Raw genomic sequence first — 12,061 nt, 5'->3', positions numbered from 1 at the left:
TCCCACAGTAGGAATGTATTCCCGATGTGGGAGCGGGCTTGCTCGCGAAGAGGCCATAAGATTCACCACAGACTGATCGTCTAACGGACTTCTTTATGACTCCAGCTTCCTTGACCATCGAAGCCGGCCTGCAAGCCGAACAGGATTTGCTGGCCTCGGTCTGCGCCGGCGACGCCGAATTCGGCCTGCTGTTCTGGCAACCCAGCGATCGCGCACTGGTCATGCCGCGCCGTCTCAATCGCCTGCCCGGTTTCGAGCATGCCTGCGACATCTCCGCCGCTGCCGGCTGGCCGGTGCTGCTGCGTGAAACTGGCGGTGAACCGGTCCCGCAATCGGCTTCAACCATCAACATCGCGTTGGTCTATGCCCCGCCACGTAGCGAAGGCGATCTGAACCGCATCGAAACCGGCTACCGGCGCCTGTGTGATCCGATCTGCGAATTGCTCGATGAGTTGGGCGGCACGTCGTCGCTGGGTGAAATCGACGGTGCGTTCTGCGACGGTCGTTTCAACGTCAATCTCGATGGGCGCAAGATCGTCGGCACGGCCCAGCGCTGGCGCCAGAGTCAGGGTGGTCAACGCCCGGTGGGGCTGGTGCATGGGGCGATGCTGATAGATAACGAGCGTGAGTCGATGGTCGCGGCGGTCAATCGCTTCAATCAGGCCTGTGGTCTGGCGCAACGAGTACGGGCTGAAAGCCACATTGCCCTGCACGAGAAGTTCGCCGCGCCAAATGCATTGGCGCGTCTTGATGAGCTGTTCCGTTTGATGCTGGCGCAGGTCTACAGCGCCTGACGTTACGCGCTTAGCGCGTACCGAAGACCACCATGGTCTTGCCTTTCACGTCGACCAGGTTGCGTTCTTCAAGATCCTTGAGCACGCGACCGACCATCTCCCGCGAACAACCGACAATCCGCCCTATCTCCTGACGGGTCACCTTGATCTGCATGCCGTCCGGGTGGGTCATCGCGTCGGGTTGTTTGCACAGTTCCAGCAGGCAGCGAGCCACGCGACCGGTAACGTCAAAAAATGCCAGGTCGCCGACCTTGCGCGTGGTATTGCGCAGGCGTTGTGCGATTTGTCCGCTGAGGACGTAAAGAATGTCAGGATCCTGCTGCGACAATTCGCGGAACTTCACGTAGCTGATTTCAGCGATTTCGCATTCGACCTTGGCCCGCACCCAGGCACTGCGTTCCTGCTCCTGGCCGGCTTGTTCGAACAGGCCCAGCTCACCGAAGAAGTCCCCGGCATTGAGATAGGCGATGATCATTTCGCGACCGTCGTCATCCTCGATCAGGATGGTTACCGAACCCTTGATGATGAAGTACAGCGTGTCCGAGCGATCGCCGGCACAGATGATGTTGCTCTTGGCCGCATGGCGACGGCGCTGGCAATGCATCAACAGCTTGTCGAGGTTCTTGATTTTGGGTGTGGGGGTAATAGCAACCATGGTTGTATCCCGAAAAGACTGCACGGTGATGTTTGATTTTTTTATGAGGCGCTGAAGGCGGTCGCTACACAGGCTGACAATTGGCGCCAGCGAATTGGCGCCAGCTTACCAGACACTTCGTCGAAAATTCGAGAAATTACCTACGTTGCAAAGGGCTCCGTCCTAAGAGCCGCGTGCGCTGTCAAAGCAAAGGCCTGTGCTAAGCTGGCGACCCTTTTTTCTACAGTGGAGTCTTGGCGATGAAGGCACGCATCCAATGGGCTGGCGAAGCCATGTTCCTCGGCGAATCCGGTAGCGGTCATGTCGTGGTCATGGACGGTCCGCCGGACGCCGGTGGTCGTAATCTGGGTGTTCGCCCGATGGAAATGCTCCTGCTGGGCGTTGGCGGTTGCAGCAACTTCGACGTGGTCAGCATCCTGAAGAAGTCGCGTCAGGCGGTTGAAAGCTGCGAAGCGTTCCTCGACGCCGAGCGTGCGACCGAAGATCCGAAGGTGTTTACCAAGATCCACATGCACTTTGTGGTCAAGGGCCGTGGCCTGAAAGAAGCCCAGGTCAAACGCGCCATCGAACTGTCTGCCGAGAAGTATTGCTCGGCCTCGATCATGCTCGGCGCGGCCGGTGTGGCGATCACTCACGATTATGAAATCGTCGAACTCGGTTGAACCGACATTCAACTATCATAAAAGCAGTGCAGACTCTGGCGATCCCTCGCTGACGTCTGCATAATGCGCCACTTTTTTCAGGGCAGTGATCGGTCAACCGACGGGTCATCCGCCTGAACAGATAACCAAAATCGCCATCGCGAAGAGGTGTTAACCGTCCTACGCAGGTGCGTTGTTCGCACTTGACGGGCATGCTTGATCACGCGGCTGCGCCGCATACATAGAGAGTTTTTAACGGTGAAAAGCAAACTCAAGCTCCACGGGTTCAATAACCTGACAAAGACCTTGAGCTTCAACATCTATGACATCTGCTACGCGGAAACCCCGCAAGACCAGCAGGCTTACGTCGAGTACATCAATCAAGAGTACAACGCCGAACGCCTGACGCAGATCCTCACGGAAGTTGTCGAAATCATTGGTGCCAACATTCTGAACATTGCCAGTCAGAATTATGAGCCTCAGGGTGCCAGCGTCACGATTCTGATCTCGGAAGAGCCGGTGACCCCGACTGACAGCCAGATCGAAGAGTCCCCGGGTCCATTGCCCGAAATCATCCTTGCCCACCTCGACAAGAGCCACATCACGGTGCATACCTACCCGGAAATCCATCCGGACGCCGGTATTGCGACTTTCCGTGTGGACATCGACGTGTCGACCTGTGGTGTCATTTCACCGCTTAAAGCGCTCAACTTCCTCATTCACCAGTTCGATTCGGACATCGTGACCGTGGATTACCGTGTGCGCGGCTTCACCCGTGACGTTGAAGGCAACAAGCACTTCATCGACCACGAGATCAACTCGATCCAGAACTACCTTTCCGAAGACACCCGCGACGCGTACCAGATGACCGACGTGAACGTGTACCAGGAAAACCTGTTTCACACCAAAATGCTGCTGAAGAACTTCGAACTGGATAACTACCTGTTCGGCGACGCCACCAGCAATCTGTCCCCTGAGCAACGCGCTCAGGTGACCGAGCGGGTGAAGCACGAAATGCTCGAAATCTTCTACGCACGCAATATGCCGGCGTAAGATTTCAAAGCACAAAAAAGGCGACTACTTTGCGGTAGTCGCCTTTTTTATTGCCGAAATGCAGAACCTGTAGGGGCTGCGCCAGACAGCGCCAAAGTCAGATCCTGTAGGTGCTCTTGGTCATGACCTTGGCCAACAGGCTCATCCCGAATTTCACCGGCGCCGGAAAACGGAAACCACCGGCATCCAGTGCACTCTCCGCATGATGTTCTTCATCGATGCGCATCTGCTGCAGAATCGCCCGGGACTTCTCGTCCTCGGCCGGCAATTGCTCAAGGTGTTCGTTCAAGTGCTTGCACACCTGATGCTCGGTGGCCGCGACGAAACCGAGGCTGACCTTGTCGCTGATCAAGCCGGCCACAGCGCCAATGCCGAACGACATGCCGTAGAACAGCGGATTGAGCACGCTGGTGTGGCTGCCTAGCTGATGAATGCGCTGCTCGCACCACACCAGATGATCGATTTCTTCTTCGGCAGCGTGCTCCATGGCTGCACGCACCTGCGGCAACTTGGCGGTCAGCGCCTGCCCTTGGTACAGCGCTTGGGCACAGACTTCACCGGTATGGTTGATGCGCATCAGGCCGGCAACGTGACGGGTGTTCTCGTCGCTCATCTGCACTTCAGGCTGCACGATAGCGGGCGACGGACGGTAAGGCTGGCCGCTGAAGGGCAGCAGGGTACGCATCGCGGCATCGGCTTGCAGCAGAAGACGGTCAATCGGCGAGTAGTGACGTTGGGTAGTCATGCTGACCTCCGGGAAAAATCTCGACCGCCAGTTTAACCGAATCGGCCGGGGAAGGTTTGCGCTGGGTCATTTGCCGCACGGTATAGGGGGCGTGCGTTCATGCTCTGGGTGGGAGCGGGCTTGCTCGCGAAGACGCCGGCACATTCAAAATCTCATTGCCAGACAATCCGCTTCGCGAGCAAGCCCGCTCCCACAGGATTTCCGCTGAATCAGCCCGGTGGCCAGTTCATCTGGCGCTGACCCAGTACGTGCATATGAATGTGATAGACGGTCTGCCCACCTTTTTCATTGCAGTTCATCACCACCCGGAAACCTTCCTCGCAGCCCAGTTCCAGCGCCAGGCGCTGGGCAGTGAACAGGATGTGCCCGGCCAGTGCCTTGTCGTCTTCTGTCAGGTCATTGAGGGTGCGCACCGGTTTCTTCGGGATCACCAGAAAATGCACGGGTGCCTGTGGGGCGATGTCGTGGAACGCCAGAACCTGGTCGTCCTCGTAGATGATCTTGGCCGGGATCTCCCGGTTGATGATCTTGGTGAACAGAGTATCCACTGCTGTTTTCTCCGTTGTGTGGGCTGGCCTGAGTGTACTCATGGGAAATGACCCCGCCCAGTGTTTTGCCGTAGGACAGTTCAGCGCGGGCAGTAAGCCTTGTTGACCATGCCGACGATGGTGCGGTTGAGCCAGCGCGATCCGAGGCGCGGCAGGAAGGCGAACCAGCGGTTGCGCCGTCCAGGAATGATGATTGCGCGGTTTTTCTCCAGCGCACGCACGGTGTAGAGCGCGACTTCCTCGGGACTCATCAATAGCTTGCTGTCCTTGAGTTTGTCGCTGTTGAGTTGCGCGGTGCGGAAAAACGCAGTGCGGGTCGGGCCGGGGCAGAGCACCGACACCTTGACCGCGCTCTGTTTGAGCTCAACTCGCAGGGCTTCGGAGAAGTGCAATACGTAAGCCTTGCTGGCGTAGTAGGTGCTCATCCACGGGCCGGGATTGAACGCCGCCACCGAGGCAACATTCAGAATCTGCCCGCCGCCCTGCAGTGCCATGCTGTTGCCAATGGCGTGGCACAGGCGGGTGAGGGCGAGGATGTTCACTTCGATCAGGTCCTGCTCGGTCATCCAGTCCTGAGCCAGAAACGGGCCGCAGGTGCCGATGCCGGCGCAGTTGACCAACAGATCGATCTGTCGATCGCCTTCTTCCAGTTCCAGCAGGAAGCCGGACAGGCGCAAAGGCTCGCCGAGGTCGCAGGCACGGAACAAGACCTCCACGCCAAAGCGCTGGGTCAGTTCGATTGCGATACTTTCCAGCTGATCACGCTGTCGGGCCACCAGAATCAGGCTGCGGCCGCGCCGGGCCAGGGCTTCGGCCATGGCCAGGCCGATGCCGCTGGAGGCACCAGTGATCAGAGCGTAACGGGTCATGCAATTCTCCATCGCAACAGCTCCGCGCCAGCGACGCAGGTGTCACGGCGGGGAGCGTTGTTCATTCTTTCGCAGAGTCTACAGGGGCCGGAGCCGCTTCGGCTGCATCATCCACCGAATTCGCCGCGGGTGCGGTCTCTACCTCGACTTCATCGGTGGTGACCGAACCGCTTTCATAGCTGCTCTCAAGGTTGGTCTCATATTCCTGCTGAATGGCCGAGATGCCGCCCAGCATGCCGCCGGCAAATACCAGTGCGAAGAACACGATCCACAGCGAGCACAGGACCTTGACCGCGGTGCTGTTGGGTGGCGGTGGCGGGCCATAGCGGTTGGCGCCGGTGTTGCCCGGCACGACCATGATTACCAGCGGGAAGAAGCTGCCCACGAAGGGCACCAGGTTCAGCAACCACAGCCAGCCGGACCAGCCGATGTCGTGCAGGCGCTGCACGCTGAACAGGATGCTGACAATGATGAAGCCGAGGAATAGGAAGAACGCAAAAATCCCGCCGATGATCAGGCCTGTGGTGGAGTCGCCGCTGACCAGGCCGAGACCGATCAGTGCGAACACGCCAACGATCGGCAGGGTCACCAGGCTCAACACCATCGTCCAGGCGAGGAAGCGCAGGCGACCGATACGTCCTTCGACACTGAATGGCTTGAGCGTAGCGAATGCCGGCAGGTGCTCGCCAACGTTGGCGCGCGGTGGTGCGTAGGGGGAGTCCGGTTCTGCAGAGGTGGTCGGGTGTTCGTGCACGTCCGCCAGGTTCAGCTCAATTGCGGTTTCGGCTTCGATCCGCGCCTCGATCCCGGTCTTGCTCAGTGCCTGTAGATAGGTCTGGGCGTCACTGTGGGACAGGTCGTGTTTGAGGGCGATGGTATTGCCGTTGAACAGACGCTCGACGCCGGCGACATCGCTTTTGAACAGGGCCGCCAGATTGAGCTTGGCAGTGGTGAGATCGACACCGGGCTGTAGAGCACCGTCGAAAACGATCTTGTAACGGGGTTCGCTCATGGCCGAGGCATCCTTGTCGCGAATGAATTGAAGGTCGGATTGTAAGGCCAGTCGGTTGGCGACTGGCCTGGTTTTTCTCAGCGCGGCCAGTGTTTCGGCAACTGCGCTGCGCGTTCCAGTGCCTGACGATATTCCGCATCGAGTCGGGCGATCAACTGATCCACACTCGGCAAGTCGTCGATTTGCCCCACGCCCTGGCCGGCGGACCACACGGTCTTCCAGGCCTTGGCTTCATCGTTGATCGGTTTGAGCTTGTCGCCGAAATTGACCTCGCCCTTGCCTTGCAGCGCGGCCATGTCGAAACCTGCCGCTTGCAGGCTTTGGCGCATGAAGCTGGCCGGCACCCCAGAGACCGCAGGAGTATGAATGATGTCCGCTGCCTTGGCTGTCAGCAGCATCTGCTTGTAAGCGTCAGGCGCATGGCTTTCGGTGGTGCCGATAAATCGCGTGCCGAAGTAGGCCAGATCCGCGCCGAGCAGCTGCGCGGCAAGAATCTCATGGCCGTGGTTAAGACATCCTGCAAGCAGCAGGGTTTTATCGAAGAACTCGCGGATCTCGGCGATCAGTGCAAACGGGCTCCAGGTGCCGGCATGGCCACCGGCGCCCGCCGCTACGGCGATCAAGCCATCGACCCCGGCCTCGGCCGCTTTCTCGGCATGGCGGCGGGTGGTTACGTCGTGGAACACCAGACCGCCATAGCTGTGAACGGCGTCGACCAATTCCTTCACCGCACCGAGGCTGGTGATGACAATCGGCACCTTGTGCTCGACGCAGATGTTCAGGTCCGCCTGCAGGCGCGGGTTGCTGTTGTGCACGATCAGGTTCACTGCATACGGCGCGGGGTTATCCAGCGTCGCCAGTCCCGCTTCGATCTGTTCCAGCCAGGCTTTGAAACCACTGCTTTCGCGCTGGTTCAGGGCCGGAAAGCTGCCGACCACGCCGTTACGGCAGCAGGCGAGCACCAGCTGCGGGTTGGAAATCAGGAACATCGGCGCCGCCACGACGGGCAGACGCAGACGTTGTTCGAGTAGAGCGGGCAGCGACATTGGAAATCCCCCGAAGTGTGGTGCCTGTTGAAGTTAGAACGGCTTGACCACGACCAGAATTACGATAGCCAGCAATATCAGAACCGGCACTTCATTGAACCAGCGATAAAAGACATGGCTGCGGGTGTTCTCGCCACGGGCGAAACGTTTTACCTGCGCGCCGCACATGTGGTGATAACCGATCAGCAACACCACCAGGGTCAGCTTGGCGTGAATCCAGCCGCCCATGCTGAAGATGCCTGGATTGAGGTAGATCAGCCAGCCGCCGAAAATCAGCGTGGCGATCATTGCCGGGCCCATGATGCCGCGATACAGCTTGCGCTCCATGGTACTGAAGCGTTCCTTGCTGATCGCGTCTTCGCTTTGCGCGTGATAAACGAACAGCCGCGGCAGGTAGAACAGCCCGGCAAACCAGCACACGATGCTGACGATATGAAACGCTTTGATCCATAGATAGAGCATTTTTGGTTATTCCCAGGTTCACGGTAGCCGGGATAGTAGAGGCTTGAGCGTCCGCACGTCACCTTGACGGTTGTCGCAGGCGCGCGCGGCCCCTATTATCGACGGCTTTCCAGTGGGTTCGTTGAGGGCAGGTTTATGGTCAAGGTCGGTATCGTCGGCGGCACGGGTTACACCGGTGTCGAACTGCTGCGTCTGTTGGCACAGCATCCGCAGGCAGAAGTGGTAGTGATCACTTCCCGATCCGAGGCCGGTCTGGCTGTGGCTGACATGTATCCGAACCTGCGCGGCCACTACGATGGCCTCGCGTTCAGCGTGCCGGACATCAAGACCCTTGGCGCCTGCGACGTGGTGTTCTTCGCTACCCCGCACGGTGTCGCCCATGCGTTGGCCGGTGAATTGCTGGCAGCGGGTACCAAGGTCATCGACCTGTCGGCCGACTTCCGTCTGCAGGACGCTGAAGAGTGGGCCAAGTGGTACGGCCAGCCGCACGGCGCGCCGGCGCTGCTGGACGAAGCGGTCTACGGGCTGCCGGAAGTCAATCGCGAGCAGATCAAGAAGGCGCGCCTGATCGCCGTTCCGGGTTGCTATCCAACCGCTACTCAGCTGGGTTTCCTGCCACTGCTTGAGGCGGGTCTGGCCGATACTTCGCGCCTGATCGCCGACTGCAAATCCGGTGTCAGCGGCGCCGGTCGTGGCGCGGCGGTAGGTTCGCTGTACTCCGAGACGTCGGAAAGCATGAAGGCTTACGCGGTGAAAGGTCACCGTCACCTGCCGGAAATTCGTCAGGGCCTGCGCCGCGCCGCCGGTAAAGACGTCGGTCTGACCTTCGTGCCGCACCTGACTCCGATGATCCGTGGCATTCACTCCACGCTCTACGCGACCGTGGTCGATCGTTCGGTGGATCTGCAGGCGCTGTTTGAAAAGCGTTATGCCAACGAGCCGTTCGTCGATGTGATGCCGGCCGGCAGCCATCCGGAAACCCGTAGCGTGCGTGGCGCCAACGTCTGCCGCATCGCGGTTCACCGTCCGCAGGATGGCGACCTGGTGGTGGTGCTGTCGGTGATCGACAACCTGGTCAAAGGTGCGTCGGGTCAGGCAGTGCAGAACATGAACATCCTGTTTGGCCTGGATGAGCGCTTCGGCCTTTCCCACGCCGGTATGCTGCCGTAACACTTTCGGCAACACAGCAAAAAGGCCCGTTAAACGGGCCTTTTTGCATTTTGGGCAGTTGGTCGGGTTTATTGATATACCGTAACAATAGTTGACCGATTTTCTAGGACAAGCGGATAATGCGCGTCATCACGCATTATGGCGGCGTAACGCCGGGAGATAGTCAGCATGAGCGTCGAATCCTTCACCCCCACGGCTTTGCAATTCACCCAAGGTGCTGCGCACAAGGTGAAGAGCCTGGTCGATGAAGAGGGGAATGATCGCTTGAAGCTGCGCGTATTCGTTACGGGCGGCGGTTGTTCAGGGTTTCAGTACGGTTTCACCTTCGATGAAGATGTGGCCGAGGACGACACCATCGTCGAGCGCGAAGGCGTGAGCCTGGTGGTCGATCCGATGAGCTTCCAGTACCTGGCCGGTGCCGAAGTCGACTACCAGGAAGGTCTGGAGGGTTCGCGCTTCGTGATCAAGAACCCGAACGCCACCACGACCTGTGGTTGCGGTTCTTCGTTCTCGATCTGATCGCACTGCGTTACACACAACAAAACGCCGCAGAGCCCTACGGTTCTGCGGCGTTTTTTGTTGTCTGCGTTTTGCTTAGTTAGGGTAGATCGCACCAAGTACGCGCAAGCCTCTTGCGCCGGTGACACTCGGGCGGTTGGCGGCTATGCCTTCGAGGCAGCAATGAGCCAGCCAGGCGAAGGCCATGGCCTCGACCCAGTCTGGATCGACGCCGTGGCTGGCAGTACTGGCAACGATTGCATTCGGCAGTAGATCCGCCAGGCGTTTCATCAGCGTGGCATTGTGCGCGCCACCACCGCAGACCAGCATTTCCCGGGTGTCGGCTTGAGCGCTTTGCAGCGACTCGACGATGGTCAGTGCCGTCAACTCCAGCAGCGTAGCCTGGACGTTTTGCGCCGCAAAGGTCGGCAGTTTTGAGAGATGTTGTTCCAGCCAAGGCAGGTTGAACACTTCGCGGCCAGTGCTTTTCGGGCCTTTGGTGACGAAGAACGGGTCGCTGAGCAGGGCTTCCAGCAGTGTGGGTTCGACAGTGCCGGTGGCTGCCCACTGGCCGTTGCGATCATAGTTCTCGCCGCGTTGCTGGTGAATCCAGGCATCCATCAGCACATTCCCCGGGCCGCAGTCGAAACCGGCTACAGGCCTGGTCGGTTCAATCAGACTGAGATTGCTGAAACCGCCGACATTCAAGACCGCACGGTTACCGGTACGCTCTTCGAACAAAGCCTCGTGGAACGCAGGCACTAAAGGGGCGCCCTGACCGCCGGCGGCGACATCGCGGCTACGGAAATCACTGACGACAGTGATACCGGTCAGCTCTGTGAGCAGCGCAGGATTGCCTATCTGTACCGTGAAGCCACGTGCCGGCTCATGACGAATGGTTTGGCCATGGCTGCCAATGGCGCGAATGGCTTCAGGCTTGAGCTGCTGCTGGTCGAGGAGGGTATGGATACCCTGTGCGGCGAGTGTCACCCAATGGTGCTGGGCAATCGCCGAGCGGGCTATTTCGTCAGGGCCGCTGGCGCACAAGCTCAAGAGCTCAGTGCGCAGGGTGTCAGGCATTGGGATGTAGTGTGTGGCGACCAGCTTGATCGCCTGGGTCTGCTCGATCAGCGCGATGTCCAGTCCATCGAGGCTGGTTCCGGACATCACACCGATATAAAGGGCCATGGCTTAACGCTTGCTCGAGGCCAGCATGGTGGCCTTCTCTTGGTCCATACGCGCCATCAGCGGCTGGCTCTGCGCAAGGAAGCGTGCACGTTCTGACTTGGCAATCGGATCGGCCATCGGCAACTTCTGGCCCAGTGGGTCGACGTGGACGCCATTGACCTGGAACTCATAGTGCAAGTGTGGGCCGGTGGACAGGCCGGTGGTGCCAATGTAGCCGATTACCTGGCCTTGCTTGACCGTGCCACCTGTCTTCACGCCTTTGGCGAAGCCCTGCATGTGGCCATACAAGGTGCGGTAGGTGTTGCCGTGTTGAATGATCACGGTGTTGCCGTAGCCGCCGCGACGCCCGGCCAGCAGCACTTTGCCGTCACCGGCAGCCTTGATTGGCGTGCCGCGTGGCGCTGCGTAATCGACGCCTTTGTGGGCGCGGATCTTGTTGAGGATCGGGTGTTTGCGACCCATGGAGAACTTCGAGCTGATGCGGGCGAAGTCCACCGGCGTGCGGATGAACGCCTTGCGCATGCTGTTGCCATCGGCGGTGTAATAGCTGCTGTTGCCTTGTTTGTTGGTGTAGCGCACGGCGGTGTAGGTCTTGCCGCGGTTGGTGAAGCGCGCAGACAGAATCGGACCGGTGCCGACGGCTTTGCCGTTGACCACTTTCTGCTCGTAGATCACGTCGAATTCGTCGCCCTGGCGGATGTCCTGCGCGAAGTCGACGTCGTAGCCGAAGACGCTGGCCATGTCCATGGTCAGGCTATGGGAGAGACCGGCGCGAGCGGCGGATTGTGACAGCGAGCTATTGATGACGCCGTGGACGTAAGCGGTGCGAACGGTAGGTTTGGCGGTGACCCGGTTGAACGCATATCCCTTGTCATTCTTGGTCAGGGTGATGGTTTCCACGTCACTGACCTTGCTGTGCAGGCTGGTCAGTTGGCCTTGCGGGTTCAATTCGAACTCGAGCTTCTGGCCGTGCTTGAGTTGGCTGAACTGTTTGGCTTGTTTATCGCTGGCCAGTACGTCATGGACGGCTGCAGCTGGCAGGCCCACCTTTTCAAACAGGGTGGACAGCGTGTCGCCCTTGGCAACGATCACTTCCCGATGGCCGGGAGCCTTTGGTTTTTCAGCAGCGGGAGCCGGCGCTGGTGCCGTTTCAGCGGTTTGCGGGGTGTTTTCGTCAGTGTTTTCGATCTGGGCAAATGGCGAGGCAACGGGCTCATTTGTGGCTTGAGCCGCATCAGCAGCGTCTTGATCTTGTGTCAGTTGTTCAGCAGGACTTTCCAGTTCAAGACTCAGGGTCGTCTTTTTCGCTTCAACATCACTGGAAGGGAATACCAGGAGCGCCAGGCTGAGAAGGGCGGCGATTCCACTTGCGGCGAGCAG

The 12,061-nt window shown here is 59.2% G+C and carries 14 protein-coding genes (1 of these 14 only partly in view); 5 read left to right on the top strand and 9 right to left on the bottom strand.

Going from position 1 to position 12,061, the window contains the following annotated elements:
- Positions 1 to 95: 95 nt before the first annotated feature.
- Positions 96 to 794 (top strand): lipoate--protein ligase family protein, encoded by a 699-nt coding sequence (locus AC1UK9_RS25520; protein WP_482578707.1) that lies wholly within the window; start codon positions 96 to 98, stop codon positions 792 to 794.
- 10 nt (positions 795 to 804) lie between these two features.
- Here the strand turns inward: AC1UK9_RS25520 and crp are convergent, their stop codons facing one another.
- The gene (gene crp, locus AC1UK9_RS25515; protein ID WP_003228797.1) at positions 805 to 1,449 is read right to left on the bottom strand and encodes a cAMP-activated global transcriptional regulator CRP; all 645 of its coding nucleotides are present in this window, start codon (positions 1,447 to 1,449) and stop codon (positions 805 to 807) included.
- Between the two features lie 239 nt (positions 1,450 to 1,688).
- Between crp and AC1UK9_RS25510 the strand changes: the two genes are divergently transcribed.
- Both AC1UK9_RS25510 and speD read left to right on the top strand, forming a co-directional pair.
- Entirely contained in the window at positions 1,689 to 2,111 is a 423-nt protein-coding gene (locus AC1UK9_RS25510) for an OsmC family protein (protein ID WP_016772921.1), read from the top strand.
- A 237-nt stretch (positions 2,112 to 2,348) separates the two neighbouring features.
- Entirely contained in the window at positions 2,349 to 3,143 is a 795-nt protein-coding gene (gene speD / locus AC1UK9_RS25505; RefSeq protein WP_025113535.1) for an adenosylmethionine decarboxylase, read from the top strand.
- Between the two features lie 97 nt (positions 3,144 to 3,240).
- Here speD and coq7 read toward each other — a convergent pair whose 3' ends face one another.
- The 6 genes from coq7 to hemJ form a co-directional block, all read right to left on the bottom strand.
- On the bottom strand, positions 3,241 to 3,888 hold the full coding sequence (gene coq7 / locus AC1UK9_RS25500; RefSeq protein WP_025113536.1) for a 2-polyprenyl-3-methyl-6-methoxy-1,4-benzoquinone monooxygenase: 648 nt from the start codon (positions 3,886 to 3,888) through the stop codon (positions 3,241 to 3,243).
- A gap of 209 nt (positions 3,889 to 4,097) precedes the next feature.
- Entirely contained in the window at positions 4,098 to 4,436 is a 339-nt protein-coding gene (locus AC1UK9_RS25495) for a histidine triad nucleotide-binding protein (RefSeq protein ID WP_003228789.1), read from the bottom strand.
- A gap of 80 nt (positions 4,437 to 4,516) precedes the next feature.
- The gene (locus tag AC1UK9_RS25490) at positions 4,517 to 5,305 is read right to left on the bottom strand and encodes an SDR family NAD(P)-dependent oxidoreductase (protein WP_025113537.1); all 789 of its coding nucleotides are present in this window, start codon (positions 5,303 to 5,305) and stop codon (positions 4,517 to 4,519) included.
- Between the two features lie 61 nt (positions 5,306 to 5,366).
- The gene (locus tag AC1UK9_RS25485; protein WP_482578706.1) at positions 5,367 to 6,317 is read right to left on the bottom strand and encodes a DUF805 domain-containing protein; all 951 of its coding nucleotides are present in this window, start codon (positions 6,315 to 6,317) and stop codon (positions 5,367 to 5,369) included.
- A gap of 77 nt (positions 6,318 to 6,394) precedes the next feature.
- Positions 6,395 to 7,363, bottom strand: a complete 969-nt coding sequence (locus AC1UK9_RS25480; protein ID WP_482578705.1) for an NAD(P)H-dependent flavin oxidoreductase — start codon at positions 7,361 to 7,363, stop codon at positions 6,395 to 6,397.
- Between the two features lie 33 nt (positions 7,364 to 7,396).
- On the bottom strand, positions 7,397 to 7,825 hold the full coding sequence (gene hemJ, locus AC1UK9_RS25475; protein ID WP_025113540.1) for a protoporphyrinogen oxidase HemJ: 429 nt from the start codon (positions 7,823 to 7,825) through the stop codon (positions 7,397 to 7,399).
- Between the two features lie 135 nt (positions 7,826 to 7,960).
- Here hemJ and argC point away from each other — a divergent pair, with 135 nt between their 5' ends.
- Both argC and erpA read left to right on the top strand, forming a co-directional pair.
- The gene (gene argC, locus AC1UK9_RS25470) at positions 7,961 to 8,995 is read left to right on the top strand and encodes an N-acetyl-gamma-glutamyl-phosphate reductase (RefSeq protein WP_064589472.1); all 1,035 of its coding nucleotides are present in this window, start codon (positions 7,961 to 7,963) and stop codon (positions 8,993 to 8,995) included.
- A gap of 168 nt (positions 8,996 to 9,163) precedes the next feature.
- Positions 9,164 to 9,514: an iron-sulfur cluster insertion protein ErpA gene (gene erpA, locus AC1UK9_RS25465; RefSeq protein ID WP_003228776.1), complete on the top strand. Its 351-nt coding sequence runs from the start codon at positions 9,164 to 9,166 to the stop codon at positions 9,512 to 9,514.
- 75 nt (positions 9,515 to 9,589) lie between these two features.
- Here erpA and AC1UK9_RS25460 read toward each other — a convergent pair whose 3' ends face one another.
- Both AC1UK9_RS25460 and AC1UK9_RS25455 read right to left on the bottom strand, forming a co-directional pair.
- Entirely contained in the window at positions 9,590 to 10,681 is a 1,092-nt protein-coding gene (locus tag AC1UK9_RS25460) for an anhydro-N-acetylmuramic acid kinase (RefSeq protein ID WP_482578704.1), read from the bottom strand.
- A 3-nt stretch (positions 10,682 to 10,684) separates the two neighbouring features.
- On the bottom strand, positions 10,685 to 12,061 hold the 3' portion of the coding sequence (locus AC1UK9_RS25455; protein WP_482578703.1) for a peptidoglycan DD-metalloendopeptidase family protein. 48 nt of this gene lie beyond the right edge of the window; 1,377 of the gene's 1,425 nt are visible here — the last part of the coding sequence; its start codon lies off the right edge, out of view; the stop codon is at positions 10,685 to 10,687.

Source organism: Pseudomonas sp. AK-TSAG1-1, assembly GCF_056821665.1.
This window is presented reverse-complemented; position numbering and strand designations above follow the sequence as displayed.